The organism is Nonomuraea insulae (genome assembly GCF_042656245.1).
This window is the reverse complement of the sequence record NZ_JBHSPA010000003.1, coordinates 115,988-135,856: the sequence shown is the minus strand read 5'-3', so window position 1 is coordinate 135,856 and position 19,869 is coordinate 115,988. Positions and strand designations below refer to the sequence as shown.

The 19,869-nt window shown below is 69.0% G+C and carries 24 protein-coding genes; 8 read left to right on the top strand and 16 right to left on the bottom strand.

Annotated elements, in window-relative coordinates:
- Positions 1 to 68 precede the first annotated feature (68 nt).
- The gene (locus ACFPZ3_RS01130; protein WP_379512000.1) at positions 69 to 701 is read left to right on the top strand and encodes a TetR/AcrR family transcriptional regulator; all 633 of its coding nucleotides are present in this window, start codon (positions 69 to 71) and stop codon (positions 699 to 701) included.
- Positions 698 to 1,405, top strand: coding sequence for a DUF998 domain-containing protein (locus ACFPZ3_RS01125; protein ID WP_379511999.1), 708 nt, complete (start codon positions 698 to 700; stop codon positions 1,403 to 1,405). The genes ACFPZ3_RS01130 and ACFPZ3_RS01125 overlap by 4 nt, the downstream gene beginning before the upstream one ends.
- 79 nt (positions 1,406 to 1,484) lie before the next feature.
- On the opposite strand, the gene ACFPZ3_RS01120 is transcribed toward ACFPZ3_RS01125, so the two are convergent.
- A complete protein-coding gene (locus tag ACFPZ3_RS01120; protein WP_379511998.1) occupies positions 1,485 to 2,090 on the bottom strand; it encodes a hypothetical protein in 606 nt (201 codons plus the stop codon).
- A 248-nt stretch (positions 2,091 to 2,338) separates the two neighbouring features.
- Positions 2,339 to 3,532 carry an MFS transporter gene (locus ACFPZ3_RS01115; protein ID WP_379511997.1) on the bottom strand — a complete coding sequence of 398 codons (1,194 nt, stop codon included), beginning with the start codon at positions 3,530 to 3,532 and terminating at the stop codon, positions 2,339 to 2,341.
- A 96-nt stretch (positions 3,533 to 3,628) separates the two neighbouring features.
- On the opposite strand from ACFPZ3_RS01115, the gene ACFPZ3_RS01110 reads away from it, so the two are divergent.
- Positions 3,629 to 4,210, top strand: a complete 582-nt coding sequence (locus tag ACFPZ3_RS01110; RefSeq protein WP_379511996.1) for a TetR/AcrR family transcriptional regulator — start codon at positions 3,629 to 3,631, stop codon at positions 4,208 to 4,210.
- Positions 4,211 to 4,272: 62 nt separating this feature from the next.
- On the opposite strand, the gene ACFPZ3_RS01105 is transcribed toward ACFPZ3_RS01110, so the two are convergent.
- From ACFPZ3_RS01105 to ACFPZ3_RS01085, 5 genes are all read right to left on the bottom strand, one after another.
- A complete protein-coding gene (locus tag ACFPZ3_RS01105; protein ID WP_379511995.1) occupies positions 4,273 to 5,166 on the bottom strand; it encodes a hypothetical protein in 894 nt (297 codons plus the stop codon).
- On the bottom strand, positions 5,163 to 5,705 hold the full coding sequence (locus tag ACFPZ3_RS01100; protein ID WP_379511994.1) for an RNA polymerase sigma factor: 543 nt from the start codon (positions 5,703 to 5,705) through the stop codon (positions 5,163 to 5,165). Before ACFPZ3_RS01100 ends, ACFPZ3_RS01105 begins: the two co-directional genes overlap by 4 nt.
- 437 nt (positions 5,706 to 6,142) lie before the next feature.
- A complete protein-coding gene (locus tag ACFPZ3_RS01095) occupies positions 6,143 to 6,469 on the bottom strand; it encodes a rhodanese-like domain-containing protein (protein WP_379511993.1) in 327 nt (108 codons plus the stop codon).
- A gap of 119 nt (positions 6,470 to 6,588) precedes the next feature.
- Positions 6,589 to 7,842: an MFS transporter gene (locus tag ACFPZ3_RS01090; protein ID WP_379511992.1), complete on the bottom strand. Its 1,254-nt coding sequence runs from the start codon at positions 7,840 to 7,842 to the stop codon at positions 6,589 to 6,591.
- A complete protein-coding gene (locus tag ACFPZ3_RS01085) occupies positions 7,839 to 8,630 on the bottom strand; it encodes an MBL fold metallo-hydrolase (RefSeq protein ID WP_379511991.1) in 792 nt (263 codons plus the stop codon). The genes ACFPZ3_RS01090 and ACFPZ3_RS01085 overlap by 4 nt, the downstream gene beginning before the upstream one ends.
- Positions 8,631 to 8,716: 86 nt before the next feature.
- On the opposite strand from ACFPZ3_RS01085, the gene ACFPZ3_RS01080 reads away from it, so the two are divergent.
- The 3 genes from ACFPZ3_RS01080 to ACFPZ3_RS01070 all read left to right on the top strand — a co-directional run bounded on the left by ACFPZ3_RS01080 (position 8,717) and on the right by ACFPZ3_RS01070 (position 10,886).
- Positions 8,717 to 9,316, top strand: a complete 600-nt coding sequence (locus tag ACFPZ3_RS01080; RefSeq protein ID WP_379511990.1) for a CGNR zinc finger domain-containing protein — start codon at positions 8,717 to 8,719, stop codon at positions 9,314 to 9,316.
- Positions 9,317 to 9,424: 108 nt separating this feature from the next.
- Positions 9,425 to 9,883, top strand: coding sequence for a MarR family winged helix-turn-helix transcriptional regulator (locus tag ACFPZ3_RS01075; protein ID WP_379511989.1), 459 nt, complete (start codon positions 9,425 to 9,427; stop codon positions 9,881 to 9,883).
- Positions 9,873 to 10,886: an NADP-dependent oxidoreductase gene (locus tag ACFPZ3_RS01070; protein WP_379511988.1), complete on the top strand. Its 1,014-nt coding sequence runs from the start codon at positions 9,873 to 9,875 to the stop codon at positions 10,884 to 10,886. Before ACFPZ3_RS01075 ends, ACFPZ3_RS01070 begins: the two co-directional genes overlap by 11 nt.
- A gap of 185 nt (positions 10,887 to 11,071) precedes the next feature.
- Here the strand turns inward: ACFPZ3_RS01070 and ACFPZ3_RS01065 are convergent, their stop codons facing one another.
- From ACFPZ3_RS01065 to ACFPZ3_RS01025, 9 genes are all read right to left on the bottom strand, one after another.
- Positions 11,072 to 11,710: a class I SAM-dependent methyltransferase gene (locus ACFPZ3_RS01065; RefSeq protein WP_379511987.1), complete on the bottom strand. Its 639-nt coding sequence runs from the start codon at positions 11,708 to 11,710 to the stop codon at positions 11,072 to 11,074.
- A gap of 98 nt (positions 11,711 to 11,808) precedes the next feature.
- The gene (locus ACFPZ3_RS01060) at positions 11,809 to 13,194 is read right to left on the bottom strand and encodes a CocE/NonD family hydrolase C-terminal non-catalytic domain-containing protein (RefSeq protein WP_379512046.1); all 1,386 of its coding nucleotides are present in this window, start codon (positions 13,192 to 13,194) and stop codon (positions 11,809 to 11,811) included.
- The gene (locus ACFPZ3_RS01055; protein WP_379511986.1) at positions 13,191 to 13,499 is read right to left on the bottom strand and encodes a hypothetical protein; all 309 of its coding nucleotides are present in this window, start codon (positions 13,497 to 13,499) and stop codon (positions 13,191 to 13,193) included. The genes ACFPZ3_RS01060 and ACFPZ3_RS01055 overlap by 4 nt, the downstream gene beginning before the upstream one ends.
- 303 nt (positions 13,500 to 13,802) lie before the next feature.
- Positions 13,803 to 15,002: a cytochrome P450 gene (locus tag ACFPZ3_RS01050; protein WP_379511985.1), complete on the bottom strand. Its 1,200-nt coding sequence runs from the start codon at positions 15,000 to 15,002 to the stop codon at positions 13,803 to 13,805.
- Positions 15,003 to 15,035: 33 nt separating this feature from the next.
- Positions 15,036 to 15,797 (bottom strand): ABC transporter permease, encoded by a 762-nt coding sequence (locus ACFPZ3_RS01045; protein ID WP_379511984.1) that lies wholly within the window; start codon positions 15,795 to 15,797, stop codon positions 15,036 to 15,038.
- 9 nt (positions 15,798 to 15,806) lie between these two features.
- Entirely contained in the window at positions 15,807 to 16,571 is a 765-nt protein-coding gene (locus ACFPZ3_RS01040; RefSeq protein WP_379511983.1) for an ABC transporter ATP-binding protein, read from the bottom strand.
- Positions 16,571 to 16,984, bottom strand: a complete 414-nt coding sequence (locus ACFPZ3_RS01035; RefSeq protein WP_379511982.1) for a DUF1048 domain-containing protein — start codon at positions 16,982 to 16,984, stop codon at positions 16,571 to 16,573. The genes ACFPZ3_RS01040 and ACFPZ3_RS01035 overlap by 1 nt, the downstream gene beginning before the upstream one ends.
- A 2-nt stretch (positions 16,985 to 16,986) precedes the next feature.
- Positions 16,987 to 17,316: a PadR family transcriptional regulator gene (locus tag ACFPZ3_RS01030; RefSeq protein WP_379511981.1), complete on the bottom strand. Its 330-nt coding sequence runs from the start codon at positions 17,314 to 17,316 to the stop codon at positions 16,987 to 16,989.
- Between the two features lie 113 nt (positions 17,317 to 17,429).
- Entirely contained in the window at positions 17,430 to 17,816 is a 387-nt protein-coding gene (locus tag ACFPZ3_RS01025; RefSeq protein WP_379511980.1) for a hypothetical protein, read from the bottom strand.
- Between the two features lie 72 nt (positions 17,817 to 17,888).
- On the opposite strand from ACFPZ3_RS01025, the gene ACFPZ3_RS01020 reads away from it, so the two are divergent.
- On the top strand, positions 17,889 to 18,113 hold the full coding sequence (locus tag ACFPZ3_RS01020; RefSeq protein WP_379511979.1) for a hypothetical protein: 225 nt from the start codon (positions 17,889 to 17,891) through the stop codon (positions 18,111 to 18,113).
- Between the two features lie 279 nt (positions 18,114 to 18,392).
- Positions 18,393 to 19,784 (top strand): TROVE domain-containing protein, encoded by a 1,392-nt coding sequence (locus ACFPZ3_RS01015; RefSeq protein ID WP_379511978.1) that lies wholly within the window; start codon positions 18,393 to 18,395, stop codon positions 19,782 to 19,784.
- The last annotated feature ends 85 nt before the right edge of the window (positions 19,785 to 19,869 follow it).

The window sequence follows — 19,869 nt, the reverse complement described above, 5'->3', positions numbered from 1 at the left end:
TGCTGCCGGTGCGGAGTGGCGGAAAACGATGGTTGCGTTCGCGGCGGCGTTCAGTAAATATTTACTGCATGAGAGACAGCCGGTCGGCGCTGCTGGCCGCGGCCGCGGAGGAGTTCGCCAGGAGCGGCCCCAAGGGCGCCAGGATCCAGGCGATCGTCCAGCGGGCCGGGGTCAACGAGCGCATGATCTACCACCACTTCGGCAGCAAGGACGGCCTGTACGCGGCCGTGCTGGACGCCCAGACCCATGGACTGGTGGAGGCGTGGCGCGAGATCGTCGACGAGGCCGCGACGATGGATCCGTACCAGGGCATGCGCAAGGTCCTGGCCGGCTTCGCCGAGACGTTCGCGGCCCGGCCGCTGCTGGTCGCTCTGACCCTGCACGAGGCACTCGGAGGCTGGCGGGCCTTGCCGCTGCCCAGCGGGGAGACGGCGCCGTTCCCCCAGATCCGCCGGCTGTACGAGCGTGGGCAGCGTCAGGGAGTGTTCCGCGCGGACTGCCCGTTCGAGATCGCCCACGGGGTCGCGATGAGCGCGCTGGTGGGCGGCAGCGTCCTCGCCTCCCGGGGGACCGAGTTGATCAAGGCCGCCGGGCTGGACGCCCGTGAGGGAGCCCTGCGGGAGCAGATCGTCGGTCAGTTGCTGGACGGCATGACCGGACCACCGCCGAGCGGGTCGGCCGAACCTCAGGAGCCAGGATGACCAGCCATGACTTACCCGTTGCCACCTCCCTGACGTCTCGATGGCTGCTCGGCTGCGGCGTGATCGCCGGCCCGCTGTTCACGGTGGCCTGGTTGGCCGAAGGCGCCACGCGGGCTCATTACAACCCGCTGCGGCATCCGGTCAGCACGCTGCAACTCGGCGATCTGGGCTGGATGCAGGTGCTCAACTTCATCGTCACCGGCCTGCTGACCCTGGCCTTCGCCGTGGGCCTGCGGCGCGCGCTACGGCCTCTGGGCGCCTCTATCTGGGGACCCCTGCTGATCGGCGCCTATGCGATCGGCCTGATCGGGGCGGGGATCTTCGTCACCGACCCCGCCGGCGGCTATCCACCGGGCAGCCCGACCTTCTCCGACACCTACAGCGACCTCCACGCCGCCTTGCATGATCGGTTCTCGATCCCGGTCTTCGTGGCGCTGCCCGCCGCCTGCGCGGTCATGGCCGTGCGTTTCGCCCGCTGGGGGCGGCGCGGATGGGCCGGCTACTCGGCGCTCACCGCCACCGGCCTGGTCGTCGGGTACGTGTTCACCGCCATGGCCCTGACCCAGGTCGCGGGCCTGGCCGAGTTCGGTGGGCTGTTCCAGCGTGGCACGCTCGTCCTCGGCTCGGCCTGGTCGACCCTGCTCGCGCTCCACCTGCTGCGCTCGAAGGTCCGGGCCGAGCCTGGCCGCCCAGGTCGGCTCTGACAGCGGGGTTCGCCACTATCGTTTCATGTCGGCGCCGGACGGCATGCGACTGCTGCACCGTCGTCGGCCTTGGGGGGCGTCAGCGCTGCATCAGCGTAGGTGCGATCAGTCTCATGAGGGCCAGCACATCAGCCGCGTTGTCCCGCCCCGCTACGCCATGCTTGAGCCGGATACCGAGTTCGGTCCCGTTCCTGAAGAGATAGGCCCTGGCCTCGTTGAAGGTGTTCGCCTCGCCGCGGACCGGTCCCAAATCGGCGGTCGGGCCCGCCCAGTAGACGCCGACCGCATCAGGAAGCAGCTCCGGCATCGGTGTGCCGCCGGCCTGGAGCCGCTTGTCGAAGACGTTTTCCTTCCACTCCTCGCCGAGATCGGCGAGGTTGATCTCAAGCACCGTCCCCTGATCGGGATCGTTGGGGTCGTACACCTCGCACACGTTGGCCGTGGCTACAGGGGCCGGCCCGAGATCGAAATGCCCGTACCAAGTCATGTCGGCAGACAGTCCGGTCATCAGCTCGACCGCGCGGGCCGGAATGCCCACGTCCCCGTGATCGCAGATGTACGCCCCGAAAGAGGAGGGATCCGGAAGGACCGAGGGCAAGGGGCCGAGGTCAACCGGTTCCCTCTGGCATGCGGACAAGGTCGTGCAGACTAACGCCAGCAGCAGGAGAGTCAGCGTGCGTTTCATCCTTGAGCGCTCTCCCCCCCTGTGCTGTAAGCCGAAAGGCGGGCATCGCAACAGGGGCAGCGTAGACAAGGGTGGTCAAAGCTGTGGACGCCTATACCTTTCCGGCATCGTAGGCATCCGCATGCTCGGCCGCAGGCCGGTGGGGGATCGCCGACAAGTCCGTCAGTACATCGATAGCCGATGTGCGGATCCTCATGGCGGCTGGTGGAGCCGCCGGCAAAGGTGATCGCGCAGATCGGGGAGACGGGTCATCGAAGGCTGTCGTTTCGGCGTGCGCTCCACACTGCCAGCCCGGCCATCAGGACGAGAACGCCGGCGAGCCAGAGGATGCCCTGGAGGGGCAGGGCATCGACGATTGTGCCGCCGGCCAGCGCGCCGAGGCCGATCGAGAGGTTGAACACCGCCACCCACAGAGCGGAGGCTTCCTCGACCGCCTGTGGCGCGGACTTGATCATCCACGTCTGGAGGCTCGTGGACACCCCGCCGTACGCCAGGCCCCAGACGACGAGCAGCGCCACCCCGCCCGCGGCGGTGTGCCCTGCCATGGGGTAGAGCATCACGGTCACCCCCAACGCGGCGGCGATGGTGAGGACCGTCCGATGGAGCCGTTTCGCGACGGCGGCACCCGCGATGAAGTTCCCTGCGACGCCTGCCAGACCGAATCCGAACAGCAGCGGCCCCACGAGTTGCGCGTCGATGCCGGACAGATCCTGGAGTACGGGGCTGATGAACGTGTAGGCCGCGAAGTGACCGGTCACGATCAGGAAGGTCGCCAGGATGCCGACCCGGACGCCCTGGTTGCGGAACTGGTCGGCCAGCCGCCGCAAGCCGACAGGTTGAGCAGCGGCCAACGGTGGCAGCACGGCCACCAAGGCGACCAGCACGACCAATGCGAGGGCGCTCAGCGCGCCGAACGCGATCCGCCAGCTCGCCAGCCCGCCGATCATCGTGCCGATGGGGACGCCGAAGACGTTCGCGGCCCCGACGCCGCCGAAGATGATCGCCGTGGCCCGCGGCACGAGCGGGGCGGGGACGAGCCGGACGGCCAGACCGCCGGCGACGGCCCAGAACCCGCCGATCGCCACCCCGACCAGCACTCGGGCGGTGATCAGGAGCGGATAGTCCGGGGCCAGGGCGGAGGCCAGGTTGGCAAGCGTCATGAGCCCCATCAAGGCGACGAGCAAGAGCCGGCGGTCCATCCTGCCTACGAGTACCGGGACCGATGGCGCCGCGACGGCGGCGACGATGCTGGGGACCGTGACCATCAAGCCCGCCGCGCCCTCAGAAACCGACAGTGCCGATCCGACGGGGGTGAGCAGCCCGATGGGGAGCTGTTCGGCCGTCACCAGGAGAAATGTGCCGAAGGCCACGGCGGACACCGCGATCCACTGATTCCTCGCTGACGCGTCTCGCCCGGTCGCCGCCGGGTCCGTTGTCGTCACGTCGAGTCTCCCCTCTCATTCGGGAGCGATCGCTCCCATATGGCGGCACACCCTAATACGGGAACGATTGCTCCACAACTTGATAGAGTGGTGACCATGGCGAGGCCCAGGGAGTTCGATGAGCAAGACGTGATCGCCAAGGCGACCCACCTGTTCTGGCGTCGCGGCTACAACGCCACGTCCGTCCGCGACCTGGGCGCCGAGCTCAGACTCAAGCAAAGCAGCCTGTATCGCACCTTCAACGACAAGCACACACTGTTCTTGCGGACGCTGGACCACTATCGGGCAACGGAGTCCGCCCAAGCGGAGGAGCAGCTCAGCGCCCCCGGCCCCAGCCTCGAGATCCTGCGGGAGTGGTTGATCTGGATGATCAGCCACAAGGCGGGTCGCGGCTGCTTCGTGGTCAATACGGCTGCCGAACTCGGCACCACCGACCCCGAGGTCCGGCAAAGGACCGAGGACGCGTTCGAAGTCACCAGGAAAACCCTGGCGTCACTGCTGCACCGCGGCATCCACGACGGCGATCTGCCCGCTGCGTTGGACGTCGACGCCGCAGTGGAGCTGCTGTTCACGACGGTGCTTGGACTGCGCGTACGCGAACGCGCCGGACACGATCCCCAACGGCTCACCACAGCAATCGACTTCACGATCAGAATGCTCGCGACATCCGGAACCTGACCACACCTGTCCCGGTTGTGGACAAAAGCCCAGGGAACGGGGCGTCGTCCCCTGCTCCGGGCTCAGTCCGGCATGTCGTACCACTGGGGTTCGGGGTGCGGGCTGGGAGCGGGGCCCGCGTCCTTGCCGGGAGTCACGTAAAGGTCGACGGTGTCGGAGCTGTGGAACCGGGTGGACGCCACGATCCAGTCGTCCTCGACCCGGCTCCCCGGCGCGGCCTCGTCGAACCACGAGATGCCGCCGTCGCTGTCGTCCTTGTACATCCAGAGCAGCCGGTAGCCGGCCTTCAGCTCGCGCCGGTTCAGCTCGGCCCGTACCTCCGCCACCGTCCTGCCGTGACTGGCGTAGCCGGACAGGGCCTCCTCGCCGTTCGGGTCGACGAGACCATTGTCGGCGTACGGCTCGCCCGGCTTGGCGGGACGGCCGATGCCGAACACCACACGGCCGGGGAAGTCGGCCGGCATCCACACCTTCGCGCAGAACACCGACGAGCACGGCGTGATCCCCTGCGTCCCGATGCTCCCGTGCCACTTGAAGCCGCCCGGGACGATGGGGCCGACCAGCTTCCCCACGTCGGACGGCGCCGCCGGGATCACCTTGACCGTGACGTTCAGCCCGACCGCCCGGAACGCCTCCTCGAAGCGATGCCGGTCGGCCGTGGGGTCGGTGATGCTCACGCTGAAGTAGTCATCGGCCTTCTCGATGGAGACGGCCGCGTTGGCGTAACTCGTCACCGGGCCACCGACCAGGCCGGTGCCGACAGCGACCGCCGTGGCCGTCACCAGGGAGGCAAAGCCCACCACGAGCCGCCGTCGTACCTTCGGGCGCGGCCGTGCCGCGGCCACTGGTTCCCGTCCCTGGGACATGATCGCGTGCATGAGCGTCCGCGCCTCCGGTGCGGACGCCTCTCCGGCGAGGTCCTCGTCGCGTACGTGGGCGAGATCAGTGAGGTTCACAGCGAGCTCCCTTCCAGGGCGACGGCACGAGGATGGTCGATCCCGGCTTTCGCCAGCCCGCGAGCGAAACGCTTGCGGGCGCGATAGAGCCTGATCCGCACCGCGTTGCGGGAGACGCCGAGCATGCGGGCGATCTGCCCATGGTCCAGCCTCTCCCAGGCGACCAGGGAGAGCAGCTCCCTGTCGTCGTCGGTCAGGTCGCGGAAGACCCGTCCCATCTGCGGGATCTCGTCCTCCGGCGGGCGGGCCAGCGCCGGGGAGGCGGCGAGCCGCTCGCGCAGGGCCGCCGTGCGCTGCTCGTGGCGCCGCTCGCCGCGCCGGTGGTTGGCGAGCACCCGGCGTGCCACGCCGTACAGCCACAGCCTCGCCTCGTCGCCCTCGGGCAACTCCTCGATGCGACGCCACGCCGTGGTGAACGTCTCGGCCACCACGTCGGCGGCGTCCTCCGGGTGCGGGCAGCGGCGCAGGACATACCCGAGTATGGGTTCGTAGGCGGATTCGTAGATCTCCACGAACCGGCTGTCGGGATCGGCTCCCATCCGGTCTCCTTAGCTGGATCATCGTTCATCTACGTCCATGTCCAGAATTCTGGTGGCATTTCTGGAAGGCCCGGTTTGAAGCCTCGGCAACGCCTACCTGGGCAGCTGTTTCGACTACGCACGGCGCACCCGGCCATCGGCGGCGGCGACCATCAGCACGGCGGCCATCGCGGGCAGCCGGGCCGCTTCCCCACGCCTGCAGCCCCAGCGCCCCCAGCGCGCCGGACAGCGAGACGGCAAGGTAGACGGCGGACTGGTAGAGCGAGGTGACCAGGCCCGCGCCCGGCCCAGCCAGAGTGATGAGGAGACTCACGTAGACGACGACCCGCCGGGGACCGAAACGGTCGGCCAGGCGCCCGGCGGCGAACGGGCCGCTCCCAAACGGGCCGCTCTCAAGACGAGGCGCGTCCCGCCTGTCCGCAGGCCGCGCCGCGGTGTCAGGCGGGCACGCCGGACTCGACCGGCAGCCCGGCCGCCACCCAATCCTCGATGCCCTCGACGTACCGGCGCACGTTCTTGTAGCCGAGCGCGGTCAGGCGGCCCGCCACCGCCTTGCTGTTGTTGCAGGACGGGTTGGTGCAGTAGGTGACGATGGCGGCGTCCTTGTCCGGCAGCAGGATGGCCGCGCGCTCGGCGACCTCGCTCTCGACCAGCGAGAGCGCGCCGGGCAGGTGCTGCTGCGCGTAGTACTGGCCGCCGAGCGTGTCGAGCACGACGACACCGCCCAGAGCGGCGCGCAGGTCGTCTCGGGTGATGGTGGTCATTGTCGCCCCTCATAGAAATGGACCACAGTCCGTTTCGTGGATGGCTCGGAAGCTAGCGGACCACAGTCCGGTTTGTCAAGAGAGCCGTGGCGATCCCGGAACCCCCGAAGTGCCGGCGCTCATCGGCTGCGCGCCGCGGCGACCGCCGGCACGATGGCCAGTGCCAGGATGCCGCCGCCGATGGCCATAAGGGGGTAGCCGGCTCCGGCGACGACGAGGCCCGAGGCCAGGCCGCCGGCGGCGCCGGCGATGGCGACGGAGACGTCGACCAGGCCCTGGGTCTTGGCGCGCGTGGCCAGCGGGACGGCGTCGGTGATGATCGCGGTGCCGGTGACGAGGCCGAGGTTCCAACCCAGACCCAGCAGCGCGAGGGCCACCGCGAGCGCCGCGACGGAGTCGTCGGGGGCGTTGGCGGCAACGATTCCGGCGGCCAGCAGGGCCAGCGCGGAGGTGGTGGCGATCGTGAGGCGGCCGTAGCGGTCGACGAGCCAGCCGGTCAGGGGCGAGGGCAGGTACATCGCACCGATGTGGATGGCGATGACGAGACCGGAGGCGGCGGTGCTGTGGCCGTGGTCGTGCATGTGGACGGGTGTCATGGTCATGATCGCGACCATGACCAGTTGGGTGAGCACCATGACCAGCGCGCCGACGTACACGCTGAAGCGGCGCCTTTCGACCGCCGCTGGAAGGAGGCCGCCCGGCTGCGCGTACGCCACGGCGGCGCGTTCGGTCTCCAGGGTGCGGGCCAGCAGCAGCGGGTCGGGACGCAGCCAGACCGCCAGGACCAGGGCGGCCAGCGCGTAGGCGGTGCCGGCGAGAAGGAACGGCCCGGCCAGGTAGGGGATGCCGAGGGTGCGCGCAAGGTCGCCGGTGGGCGCGGCGAGGTTGGGGCCCACCACGCCGCCCACGGTGGTGGCGACCAGCACCGTGGACACTGCCCGGGCGCGGTGCGCGGGGACTGCCAGATCGGCCCCGGCATAGCGGGCCTGCAGGTTGGTGGCCATGCCGGCGCCGTAGACGAACAGCGCGAGGAACAGCAGGACGGAATCGCCGGCGACGGCGGCGGCGATGACGCCCGCGCTGCCGACGGCGCCGGCCAGATACCCGGCGGCAAGGCCGGGGCGGCGGCCGTGGGCTTGAGAGATGCGCCCGACGGCGAAGGCCGCCAGCGCGGAGCCGGCGGTGCCCAGGGCGCTGGGCAGACCGGCCAGGCTGGTGGAGCTGAGCATGTCCTGCGCGAGCAGGGCGCCGACGGTCACGCCGGCCGCCAGTCCGGCGCCGCTGAGGACCTGAGCAGTGACCAGAACGACCAGGGTACGGCGCTGCGCCTGAAGGCGTGTGAGGTCCTCGATCTGGTCAGGCACGGTAGTCATGACGAGAGAGTCCTCATGTCTCCCAGGTCCAGGCAGTCAAGCCCGGCTTCGGCGAAAGCGGCTACCAGTTCGTCACGGCCCTCGGTGAAGTGGGCCCAGCTGTCGTAGTGGACGGGAACCACCTGGCGGGCGCCGAGGATCTTCGCGGCCTCGGCAGCCTGGACGCTGTCGAGGACGATGAGCGCGCCGTCGAAGAGGACGGAGAAGCGGGGAGCTCCGGCGAAGAGGATGGCGGTCCCTACCGGGCCGAAGCGTTCGGCGATCTGCCTGACCATGTCGAGCGAGGCGTTGTCGCCGCTGACGTAGACCGTGGGCAGGCTCTCCCCGGTCAGGACGAATCCGACCACCTGGCCGGTGATCGGTTCGACGTCCTCGCGTGCGCCGGGCCCGTGGATGGCGGGCACGCCCGTGACAGTGATCGTGCCGCCGCCGGGGCGGTCCAGTTCGATCGACTCCCAGTCGGCCAGCCCCTTGGCCCCATTCCCCAGACGTTGCCCGCCCTCAGGTGTGGTGAGGGTGAGCGGGACGTCGGCGAGCAGCGCTCGGCCGGAGTTGTCGAGGTTGTCGGGGTGCTCGTCGTGGGAGAGCAGGACCACGTCGATACGCCCGAGGCCGGCCGGCGCGGCGGAGGAGGGCGCCGTCTTGGTCAGCCGGCCACCCGGCACCTGGTAGTCGCCGGGGGCGTCGAAGGTCGGGTCGGTCAGGAATCGCAGGCCACCGTATTCGAAGAGGGCGGTCGGGCCGCCAAGGACGCGGACGTGGATCTGCTCAGTGGTCGCGCTTGTCATCGAGAACCTCACGGATAGGAAGCGGTTTATCCGTGAAGGACGGTAGCGGTGTCTCACGGATGAATGCAAGCCGTACCATGAGAGGTATGAGCGAGCTCGTGACCGCGGAGTCTGCGTTGCCGCCCGCGCCGGGGGCGGAGGCGTACCTCGCCCTCGACTTTGTCAACAGCGCCATCGCGCTGCCCGGAGGGCAGTTCATCGATCTGCTCGGCACCCCTGAGGCGACGAATCAGTGGCTCACCGAACGCGGCCTCGCTCCGGCCGATGCCGGGGTGCAGGAGATGTGCACGACGCAGCTGCGCTCGCTGCGCGAACACATCAGGGCGCTGTTCGCCGCCCGCGTCGCCGGGCTGCCCGCCTTGCCCGCTGCTCTGTCCGCCGTCAATGACGCGCTGAGCAGGGCCCCCACGGCCGCCCTGCTCTACTGGGACGAGAAGAACGGCCCCTACCGCACGGTGCCGTGCCCCACCAACGCGATCCTCGACCGCGCTCTCGCGACCCTTGCGGCCAACTCGGCCGACCTCCTCACCGGGCCCGACGCCGACCGCCTCACCGCCTGCGGCTCCACCTCCTGCAACCGCTTCCTGCTGCGCCACGGCCGCCGCCACTGGTGCTCCATCCGCTGCGGCGACCGCGCCCGCGCCGCCCGCGCCTACGCCCGACGTACTCAGCCGAAGGCGGACTGAGACCCCGCCTCCCGGGGATGCGAGCCCTCGGGCGTCCGCTGATACTTTGTTGGCATGCCAACAAATGAGCGGGCCCCTCATATCGGGGTGAGCGTGGCCGAAGCTCCGATGAGTTCGCTGCTGCTTCAGCTCGTCCGGGCGCACGCCGCGCTCGCGACCGCGATGTTGCAGCGGCTCGACCTGGTCGCACCGCAGGAGTTGGTGCTGCTGTTCCTGCAGGAGCACGGGCCGACCCCGCAGTCGAAACTCGTCCACTTCCTCGGACGTGACCGCTCCACCGTCACCAGCACCCTGCAGACGATGGAACGCGCCGCGCTGATCACCAGGGTTCCGTCCTCCGCCGACAGACGGGCGATGATCATCACGTTGTCGGACAAAGGCCGCGGCCTGTGCCCGCGCATTCGCGAGCTCTGGTCGGAGCTGGAGCGCCGGACGTTCGGCGGGCTCACCGACGACCAGCGCACCGAGCTGGCCCGGACCCTGACGGAGCTCCGGCAAGGCCTGACGCCCGCGGCGATCCGCAGGACCGATGACGATCATGAGGGAGTGGCGACGGATGAACACTGAGTTCGCCGCACGTATCGCCGCCGCGGACGCGTTCGTGGTCGTCACTCCCGAGTACAACGCCCGGCCTGACCACTGCTCGGAGGAGCCTCCCATGGCCATCGCCATCGCGTTCTCCGCCTACGGCGGTCCGGACGTCCTGCACCCCATCCGCATCGCCCCGCCCGCCGTCGAGGCCGGGCACGTCCGGGTCCGGGTCAAGGCGGCGGGGGTCAACCCCGTCGATGCGAAACTGCGCCGCGGCGACTTCGCCGCCACGCTTCCCGCGACCTTCCCCTGCCGCCTCGGCAACGAGTACGCCGGCGTCGTCGAGCAGGTCGGCGACGATGTGACCGAGTTCGCGGCCGGTGACGAGGTCCTCGGCTCGGTCACCGCCCAGGGCTACGCGGAATATGTGGTGGTGAACGCGGCCGACGTGGTGCGCAAACCCGCCGCCATGCCGTGGACGGTCGCCGCCGGCCTGCCCGCCGTGGGCCAGACCGCCTACACGGCGCTCCGCAGGATCGGTGTCGGCCCCGGCGACACCGTGCTCGTCCACGCCGCCGCCGGAGGAGTGGGCACCGTGGCCGTGCAACTCGCCCGCCTCTGGGGCGCCACCGTCATCGGCACCGCGAGTGAGCGCAATCACCGGTATCTCCGCTCGCTCGGGGCCATCCCGGTCTCCTACGGGGACGGCCTCATCGAACGGATCCGCACACTGGCACCCCAGGGGGTCGACGCCGCACTCGACGCGATCGGCGGCGAGTCGATCACCGCCTCACTCGCCGTCGTGGCCGACCGGCGGCGCATCGGCACCCTCGTCGACGTCCAGGCCGTCAAGGATCACGGCATCCTCCGCGTCGGCGGCCGGTCGACCGCCGACCTGCGCGAACTCGTCACCCTGTACGAACAGGGCAGCCTGCAGATCCCCATTCACGCGACCTTCCCGCTCGGCCAGGCCGCCCAAGCCCACCGAGAAGTGCAGACCGGCCACGTCCGAGGCAAGATCGTGCTGACCGTCACCTGACGGCCACCCCCGGCGCGCCGCCGCTCCCCGGGAGGCCGCTTGAGCAACGGCTGCCAACGTGGGGCGGTGCGGCACATCGAGGTGGCGTCTGGTCCGCGGTAGCGGGGGGACGCGGTTCGGGCAGCGGGCGTGCCTGCTCTGTGCCAGGCCGCCCGCATGCCCGCCGGTCTGGTGTACGTGCCCCCCTAATGAGCGCGCATCAGCAGGTGGCCGCGGCGGAATCGTTCATCCTCCAGAGGCTCGCGCAACATCCGCCCCACCTCGACGAACTCTTCCTTGCGGGCCAGGTCGGCCAAGTTGTCGATCGGCCACCGGTAGGCCGGCGTGACCTTGTGGTCGAACTCCAGCACCGGACCGCCCTCGGATTCGAAGAAGCCGAGCAGGAGGTAACCGCCCGGGGCCAGCACCCGGCGGAATTCGGCAATGTACGGCGGCAGCTCCGGTGGTGGGATGTGGATGGCGGAGTACCAGGAGAGCAGACCGCCCAGCTCGCCGTCGGCCACGTCGAAGGCGCCCATCGAGCCGACCTCGAAACGCAGGTCAGGATGGTCCTTGCGGGCGATGTCGATCAGTGCGGGAGACAGGTCGATGCCGAAGGCGTCCAGTCCGAGGTCACGCAGGTGCGCCGTCATGTACCCGGGACCGCAGCCGGCCTCGGCGACGGGCCGGGGTCCTGCGGCCCGTACGAGTTCGGCGAACACGGCGACTATCGCGCGATCCAGTGGCAGGCGGTCGAGCGAGTCTCGGGCGAGGTCGGCGTAAAGGTCGGCGACGGCGTCGTAGGCGTCCGCCGTCGCGGTCAGGTAGGGGGAGGATTCGGCCATGGCGGATGACTGTAGTTCATCGGCAGGCAAGGGTCGTCCATGACCGACCGGTCGGGCGTGTCCTTTCCATTCTGCGCGGATGAAGATCCATCTTGCTGTTACCCGATGGGCGTGCCGTTGACGATCGGCAGCGAGATCGAGGTGCCGGCCAGGTCGATGGCGACCCTGGCCCCGGTGCCGGGTTCGACGTCGTCCCCGGTGCCGTTGCCGGTCTCGTCGAGGTTGAAGTCGTCGTTGGCTCCGGTCAGCACCAGGCCCAGCCGGTGCCCGGCCTTGAACTCGTAGTCCTGCGGCAGCATCGACCAGGTGATCTGGTACGGCTTGCCGGGCGTCAGCGGTGTCGAGCGGCTCAGCGACTTGTGGTTCTGCGCGTCCAGGATTCCGCGGGTGACCACGTTGAAGCCGGAGGTCGCCGTGTTGTCGCCGGCCTTGAGGTAGCAGCCGTCGTCATCGGCCGTGCTTTCGCCGACGCAGTCTTCGCCGCCGATGAACTTGAGGCCTTGCGCGGCCGTCGTGGTGGTCTCGCGGTAGTTGATGCGGGTGTCGTCGCCGTAGTCGACGAGCAGGACGCCCAGGTTGGCGGTCGGCTTGTCCAGCTTGAGGCGCAGGCTCACCGACGGTGTTCCGGACAGCCGCGTCGTGTTCTGCAGCGGCGGGGTCAGGAAGGCCAGCCGGTTGGGGTTGGCGGTGCCGGGGTCGGCGGCCATCGCGACCTCGGTCTGGGCGGTGTCGAGGTAGCCGCCGGTGCCGGTCGAGGGCGTGCGGCCCAGGGAGCCGTCCTGCTGCGGACGCAGGGTCGCCGTCCGCGCCGGCGCCGGCCAGTCGGCCTGGGTGGTCCACCGGTCCGGGCCGAGCTGCACGTCGACGCGCGGCCGGCGCATGATGTCATTGGGAACGCCCATCAGTTCGTGGTCGAACCACTGGTGCAGGGTGTCGATCCATACGTCGCGGCGGGCCCAGTACGGGTCGAGGTGCCCGTACTGCGTCACCCATGCTTTGCGCTGAATGTCGCGGGGCAGCTTGGCCCACCACTCGGAGAACTGGCTGCCCACCACGTTCCGGTCCTGCATGCCCATCACCGAGAAGACACTGGCGCGGATGTTGCGCGCCTTCGAGATCGGCCCGTCCCGGTAGTTGCGCTCGTGCCAATAGGCGTTGTAATTGCCGGTCTCATCGTCGGAGTCATCGAGCAGTTTCTGGCGCACCGCCGCGCATTTCTCGTCCGGATCCTTGTCGACCCGCTTGGACTGCCACGCCGCCCCGCCCTTGAACCAGGTGAGGGTGCCGTTGTTGCGCATGTTCTCGTATCCGCTGGTGTACCCCGCGATATTCACGATCGTCTCCAGCCCCCGCACGCCGGTGCCGGCGACGCCGACGCCGAGCGCTCCCTCATAGGAATGGCCGATCATTGCGGTACGTCCGGTGGTCCAGGCGGCTTTGACCGGAGCGCCCTGGTCGTCGTAGGCGGTCGCCCGGCCGTTCAGCGATCGTCGTAGTACGGGCTTTCCTGCATGATCACCGGGACCTTGAGCCCGGAACCGGATTCCTTCGGCCGAATGATGTCCACCCGGACCAGGTCCTTTTCGCCGTCTCCGTCGCTGTCGACCGACGACCGCACCCGGACGTGCTCACGGATGGCGTCCTTGTAGGAGAAGGTCGGCTGCGTCAGCCCACCGGAGACTTTGATCTCCGGCTCCGCCGTCGCGAATGCGGCGGGAGCACCGGCGACCGTGAGCGGGATCGCGAGTGCGACTGCGGCGAGGAACCCTCGCCGTTTTACCTTTGACACGTGCCCTCCTTTTGGGCTGGTTGTGCGGCATCGTCAGGGCGCGCCAAAAGGGCGCCATGGCGGGGTGGTGGTGGCACCATGCGGCGTTTCCGCTTGTCAGTGCGAAGTGCCGGCCAACAAAGCACACGGGCCGGGACAGAACCGCGACAGCAGGTCGGCATCACATCATGCGGCGCCGAGGGCTGCGGCGATCTTGCGGATCAGGTCGGCCAGGGTGAGGCTGGACCGGCCCTGGTGGGCGCGGGCGGCTGCTTCGACGGCGGATCCTGGTTCTTGAGCAGGATCACGGTCATTGGCTTGCGGTCAGGCGTCCCAGGTGACCGGGAGGCTCTTGACCCCGTAGATGTCGGCGGTCTCCGGGCGCAGGGCGACCTCTTCCGCCGGTACGGCCAGGCGCAGCGCGGGGAAGCGGTTGAGCAGCGCGGGAAGCGCGACGCGCAGCTCCACGCGGGCCAGCTGCTGGCCCAGGCACTGGTGGATGCCGTGACTGAAGGCCAGGTGCCCGCCGTCCTGGCGCTGGATGTCGAGGGCGTGGGGGTCGGTGAAGCGCTCGGGGTCACGGTTGGCGGTGCTGAGGGACAGGATGAGCGTCGAGCCGGCCTTGATGGCTTGGCCGCCCAGCTCGACGTCCTCCAGTGCGACCCTGGTGAACTGCTTGGCGACGCTCAGATACCGCAGCAGCTCCTCCACGGCGGCGTCGGTGAGTGCGGGGTCGGCGCGCAGCGCGGCCAGCTGCTCCGGGTTCTGCAGCAGCGCGAAGGTGCCCAGCGCCAGCATGTTCGCGGTGGTGTCGAAGCCCGCCGACAGCAGGATCAGGGCGATCCCCTTCAGCTCCTCGTCGGTCAGGTCGCTGTCGAGCAGGTCGCTGAGTATGTCGTCGGTGGGGTCGGCGCGTTTGGCGGCCACCAGTTCGGCGAGGTAGGTCTGGGTCGCGAGGTAGGCCGCGATCAGCTCCTCGTCGCTGACCTCCCCGCCGAGGAACTTGTCGATGTTGTCCTGGAAGGAGTCCCGGTCCTCATACGGCACGCCCAGCAGTTCACAGATGATGACGGCGGGGATGGGCTTGGCGAAGGCGGTCACCAGGTCCGCCGACGTCCCGGCCTTCTCCATCGCCTCCAGGTGCTCGGCGGTGACCTGCTCGACGCGCTCGGTGAGCAGCCGCATCCGCCGCACGGTGAACTTGCCCACCAGCGGCTTGCGGTAGCGACTGTGCTGCGGGTCGTCCATCAGCAGGAACTCCCCGGGCGGCGCCGGAGGGACCTCGATGCCGCCGTAGTCGATCAGCGGGTGGTGGCCCATCAGCTCCTTGCGCGAGCTGAAGCGAGGGTCGGCCAGCACCGACCGGACCAGGTCGAAACCGGTGATCAGCCACCCCTGGTGCCCGTCGGGAAAGGGGAGACGGCTGATCGGGCTCTGCTCGCGGGCCTCGACCAGCTCCTTGGGCGGGTCGAAGGGGCAGCCGGCCTGACGCGCGGTCGGCATCGTGGCGAGGGTGTGTTCCATGGTCATTCCTCTCATCGACGTGGGACAAAGGGCCTAGGAGATCTTGCGGTGGTAGGTGGCCGTGGCGAAGCCGTAGGCGACGACGAGGATGCCGACGCACCAGGCCAGGGCGATCCACAGGTCGGCGCCGACCGGCTGCTGGGCGAACAGGGCGCGGATGGTGTTGACGATGGAGGTCACCGGCTGGTTTTCGGCGAAGGCGCGCAGCGGGCCGGGCATGGTGGCGGTGGGCACGAAGGCCGAGCTGAGGAAGGGCAGGAAGATGAGCGGGTAGGAGAACGCGCTCGCGCCTTCCATGGTCTTGGCGGTCAGGCCGGGGATGACGGCGATCCAGGTCAGCGCCAGGGTGAACAGGATCAGGATGCCGACTACCGCGAGCCACGCCTGCGGTGTCGCCGACGAGCGGAAACCCATGAGCAGGGCGACGAGCACGACGACCACGAGTGAGATCAGGTTGGCGACCAGTGAGGTCAGCACGTGCGCCCACAACACGGACGAGCGTGCGGTCGGCATGGACTGGAAGCGCTCGAAGATGCCGCTCTTCATGTCCATGAAGAGCCGGAACGCGGTGTAGGCGATGCCCGAGGCGATCGTGATCAGCAGAATGCCGGGCAACTGGTAGTTCACATACGAATCCGAGCCGGTGTTGATCGCACCGCCGAACACGTAGACGAACATCAGCATCATCGCGATCGGCATGACCGCGGTCGTGATGATGGTGTCAGGGCTGCGCGCGATGTGGCGCAGGGACCGCCCTAACAGAGTGACGGTGTCACCGAAGAAATGCTTGGTCATCGTGATTCCTTATGCCTTCGTGCCGACGAGGGTGAGGAATATGTCCTCGAGGGTCGGCTGCTTTTCGATGTATTCGACCTTGGCGGGCGGGAGCAGCTGCTTGAGCTCGTCCAGGGTGCCGTTGACGATGATCCGGCCCTGGTGCAGGATCGCGATCCGGTCGGCGAGTTGTTCGGCCTCGTCCAGATACTGCGTGGTGAGCAGCACCGTCGTCCCCTGGTCGGCGAGTTCCTTGACGGCCTGCCACACCTCGATGCGCCCCTGGGGGTCGAGCCCGGTCGTCGGCTCGTCGAGGAAGATGACCGGCGGATCGCCGATGAGGCTCATCGCGATGTCGAGGCGGCGGCGCATGCCACCCGAATACGTCGACACCTTCCGCGCGCCCGCATCGGTCAGCGAGAAACGCGTCAGCAGGTCATCGGCGACCTTGCCTGGCTCCTTGAGGTGCCGCAACCGGGCGATCAGCACGAGGTTCTCGCGCCCGCTGAGGATCTCGTCGACGGCGGCGAACTGCCCGGTGAGGCTGATGGACTCGCGTACGTCCGCCGCTTGCGTGGCGACGTCCAATCCGTTGACGCTGGCCGTCCCCGCGTCGGCCTTGAGCAGCGTGGACAGGATTTTCACGACCGTCGTCTTGCCGGCCCCGTTCGAGCCGAGCAGGGCGAAAATGCTGCCCCGCGCCACCTCGAAGTCCACACCGCGCAGCACACGCAGTTCCTTGTACGACTTCTCCAGACCATGCACATGGATCGCCTGGGCTTGCTGTTTCGTCATCAGACCGTCCTGTCTTCTTGTCCGGTGTCTTCGCCGGCGGCGCGGGCGATGGCGTTGGTGAAGCGTTCGCGCTCGCGGCGGATGTAGCTCCCTGCGGAGTAGTTCTGCATGAACGCCTCGACGAACTCCACGGGGTCTTCGCCGAAGATCTCGCGGATCGGGGTTCCGTCCGCCGCGCTGCGCTCGAACAGGTCGGCGAGGTCCTCGAACATCGAGGCCGCCTCGGCGCCGTCGCCCGGCCCGAAGTGCATCAGGTACCGCTCCAGCGCTTCGACCGCCGTGCGATAGTTCTCGGGCAGGTTCTTGACCCGCGCCTTGTACTGCCACCAGCGCTTCTTGTCCGCCAGCGGCCCCGTGACCACCTCCAGGTACTGCAGCAAGCCCCTCTTCGGCTCGTTCGACTCTGCGTCCATGGCTACTTACCTCTTTCGCGGAGCGGTTCAAGGCGCTCTGTGAGGAAGCTCCAGGTCCTCCAGAACTCGTCGAGGTAGTCCCGTCCCTGAGCGTTCAGGGAGTACACCTTGCGCGGCGGCCCCTTCTCGGACGGGACCTTCTCCACATCGACCAGGCCGCGTCGCTCGATCCTGACCAGCAGCGCGTAGACAGTGCCCTCGGCGATGTCGGAGAAGCCCTGATCCCGCAGCCATGCCGTGATCTCGTAGCCGTACGCGGGCCGGCCGGACAGGATCGCCAGGACGATGCCCTCCAGCACGCCCTTGAGCATCTCCGTCATCTGCTTGCCCATGGACCATCCCTCAGCTACTCAATAACGCTAACTACTGGTACACGGTAACACTGACTACCGGTACATAGCAACACTCAATAGCTGGGCCCGAATCGCCGAACACCTCATGGCGTTCACCATCGCCAACCGCCCTGACACCGGACCGTCGCCGTACTGACACGGCCCCCCACGCGACGCGCCGTGGGGACCGCGAGCAGGGCGATCACGAGGAGCGAGCCCAGAGTGGTCAGGGCGAGCTTGGCGATGTTCGCGGCGGTCAGCCAGCCGGGCATGATCAGGGTGTCGCTGCCACTGAAGTTGACGCCGTGCTGGGCCAGGATGCCGCCGGGGAGCCCCTGGCGCACGATCTCCGCCTCGGCGGCGGCCTGAGCCGCTCCCCCGTAAGCGAGAACGACGAAGGTTCCGAGCAGGAAGGGGACGGTGGTCAGCAGTTGCAGTGTCGCGTCGATGACGACACTGCGCGGGCGACGCCCCTTGCGAGCGCGTACGTGAGTGCTCATGTCTGGTGCTGGCCGCCGATCACGTCTTCGGCGAGATCGAGCTGCCGGATCTCGGCCGCGGCGACGGTCCTGATGTTCGTGATCGGCGCCGCGCAGGGCGAGGTCGCCGAATCGGCCTGGCGAGCCCAGCTGCGCCGCGCGGGCGCGGATGAGGAGCAGGAGCTGCGCGACACCATCGCGCACATCAGCGAGATCGCCCAGGCCTTCCACTCTGCCTTGGTGGCGTCAGTCGCCCGCGGAACAGAAACGACGCAAAAAAAGGGGTTTCATACGCACATTTATCCACTTTTCACGTGAAACCAGGCGAAGAGATGAAAATATTGCTTGCAGGGATAATTTCGGCACCGCATAGTGGAAGGCACTGACACATCCGGGTCCGTCCCAGGACACGTGCAGTGCGGGTCTCAGCGCAGTGGCCCGCAGGCGTGCCGCTCCCCATCCCAGGTGTCACGGCACGAGGCCTCCCGGTGCGCCTGCGGCCCACCGCCAGACACGGCTGGGGCATGCCGTGTCCCGGTCGGCTCCTTTTCTCGGGAGGCCGTTCCACCCCTACTCGCCGACGGAGTTGAGCCATCCATGACCGCCCTCGCCTCCACGAGCGTGGAAACGATCAGGAAGGAGATCTTTCTCCTGGCGGCCAGGGCGCTCGGTGACCCCCACGCCCGCACACCCTCGGGCCGCTACGTGGCTCTCGTCACCTGGCTCGCCGGCTCCGACGAGGCCTGGCTGACCCGGCTGATCGGCTGGATGGGCCGCCATGCCGGGCTACGCGACCTCCGGCTGGCCGCGCTCGCCGAGCTGGCGCAGGCCCGGCTCGAAGCAGGGGCCACAGGAACCCGGCACCTGCTCGATCGATCCCTGCACCGCGCCGACGAGCCGGGCGAGCTGCTCGCCTACTGGCTCCAGTGGTACGGCAGGGCGATCCCCCAGCCGGTCAAGCGGGGCATCGCGGACGCCGCCGTCCGTCTCTACGACGAACTCGCGATGGCCACCTACGACAGCCCCGGCGCCCCGCTACGCTTCGCCGACGTACTGGCGCTCACTCACCCGGTCCCCCAGGGAACCAGGCAGGCGGCGCTCTTCCGCCACGCGATCGCCCGCAGGCGCGGCGACCTCAACCTGATCCCGGCGTCGTTGCCGCTGCTGCGTGCCCGCCGCGCGCTGTACTGGATTCCCGCGAACCGTCGCCCCGCCCTGTTCGAGCGGCCGGAGGGCGGCCGGATGCTGGCCGAGGCCGCCATGACCTGGCCCGCCGCGCGACGCTGGCTGCTCGGCACGATGACCGGCCCGGCCTGGGCCGCGGTGGTGCCGTCCATGACCTACCAGGACCGGCTCGCCCATCTGGCCGACTTCGACCGCGACGAGATGCCGGACGAGATCGCTCGTCAGGTGGCCGGGGAAATCGCGGCGCCCGCGGCGGTGCTGCGGTCCGGGGTGACGCCGCTGGAGGTCTTCGCCGCCTGGCGGTCGGCACCGGATTCCCGCTGGACCCGGGCGTTGAAAGCGGCTCTGGAGCTGTCACTGGCCAACGTTCCCGCGCTGCCCGGCCGCACACTCGTGCTGATCGACCAGGGCGACCTGATGACGGGCCCCGCGGACAACGGCCTGACCAGGGCAGACGCGGCCGCGATCTTCGGGGTGGCGCTCGCCTGCCGCGCCGCACACGCGCAGGTCGTCATTCTCGGTACGACCGACGCCACGCTGCCGGTCCGGCCGGGAGAGTCGCCGCTGGACCTGATCGACGGCTTCGCAAGCATCGGAGGCTCGACGAGCCCCGCGCGGGCCATCCGTGATCGCGCGGCGGGACATGACAGGGTCGTCGTCCTCACCCATCCCGACCAGGCGGCCCAGGCGGCCGAAGCCGTCACGATCCCCGGCCAGGAACACGTGATCACTGACGTCACCAGTGGCTGGTTCACCGCGATCCCGCACGTGGAGATGGCACGCACCGCGGACTGGCCGTTCTGACCGCGGGCCACCCGGCTACCAGCCCCGGCGTCAGGCTCCCGGGCGCCGGCAACGCGCTCCACGCCGACCGGGAGCTCGTCGCCGA

Coding starts and splice junctions, on each gene's coding strand:
- ACFPZ3_RS01130 (WP_379512000.1), top strand. CDS start 69: ATGAGAGACAGCCGGTCGGCGCTGCTGGCCGCGGCCGCGGAGGAGTTC.
- ACFPZ3_RS01125 (WP_379511999.1), top strand. CDS start 698: ATGACCAGCCATGACTTACCCGTTGCCACCTCCCTGACGTCTCGATGG.
- ACFPZ3_RS01120 (WP_379511998.1), bottom strand. CDS start 2,090: ATGAAACGCACGCTGACTCTCCTGCTGCTGGCGTTAGTCTGCACGACC.
- ACFPZ3_RS01110 (WP_379511996.1), top strand. CDS start 3,629: ATGGCGAGGCCCAGGGAGTTCGATGAGCAAGACGTGATCGCCAAGGCG.
- ACFPZ3_RS01100 (WP_379511994.1), bottom strand. CDS start 5,705: ATGGGAGCCGATCCCGACAGCCGGTTCGTGGAGATCTACGAATCCGCC.
- ACFPZ3_RS01095 (WP_379511993.1), bottom strand. CDS start 6,469: ATGACCACCATCACCCGAGACGACCTGCGCGCCGCTCTGGGCGGTGTC.
- ACFPZ3_RS01090 (WP_379511992.1), bottom strand. CDS start 7,842: ATGACTACCGTGCCTGACCAGATCGAGGACCTCACACGCCTTCAGGCG.
- ACFPZ3_RS01085 (WP_379511991.1), bottom strand. CDS start 8,630: ATGACAAGCGCGACCACTGAGCAGATCCACGTCCGCGTCCTTGGCGGC.
- ACFPZ3_RS01080 (WP_379511990.1), top strand. CDS start 8,717: ATGAGCGAGCTCGTGACCGCGGAGTCTGCGTTGCCGCCCGCGCCGGGG.
- ACFPZ3_RS01075 (WP_379511989.1), top strand. CDS start 9,425: ATGAGTTCGCTGCTGCTTCAGCTCGTCCGGGCGCACGCCGCGCTCGCG.
- ACFPZ3_RS01070 (WP_379511988.1), top strand. CDS start 9,873: ATGAACACTGAGTTCGCCGCACGTATCGCCGCCGCGGACGCGTTCGTG.
- ACFPZ3_RS01065 (WP_379511987.1), bottom strand. CDS start 11,710: ATGGCCGAATCCTCCCCCTACCTGACCGCGACGGCGGACGCCTACGAC.
- ACFPZ3_RS01050 (WP_379511985.1), bottom strand. CDS start 15,002: ATGGAACACACCCTCGCCACGATGCCGACCGCGCGTCAGGCCGGCTGC.
- ACFPZ3_RS01045 (WP_379511984.1), bottom strand. CDS start 15,797: ATGACCAAGCATTTCTTCGGTGACACCGTCACTCTGTTAGGGCGGTCC.
- ACFPZ3_RS01040 (WP_379511983.1), bottom strand. CDS start 16,571: ATGACGAAACAGCAAGCCCAGGCGATCCATGTGCATGGTCTGGAGAAG.
- ACFPZ3_RS01035 (WP_379511982.1), bottom strand. CDS start 16,984: ATGGACGCAGAGTCGAACGAGCCGAAGAGGGGCTTGCTGCAGTACCTG.
- ACFPZ3_RS01030 (WP_379511981.1), bottom strand. CDS start 17,316: ATGGGCAAGCAGATGACGGAGATGCTCAAGGGCGTGCTGGAGGGCATC.
- ACFPZ3_RS01025 (WP_379511980.1), bottom strand. CDS start 17,816: ATGAGCACTCACGTACGCGCTCGCAAGGGGCGTCGCCCGCGCAGTGTC.
- ACFPZ3_RS01020 (WP_379511979.1), top strand. CDS start 17,889: ATGTTCGTGATCGGCGCCGCGCAGGGCGAGGTCGCCGAATCGGCCTGG.
- ACFPZ3_RS01015 (WP_379511978.1), top strand. CDS start 18,393: ATGACCGCCCTCGCCTCCACGAGCGTGGAAACGATCAGGAAGGAGATC.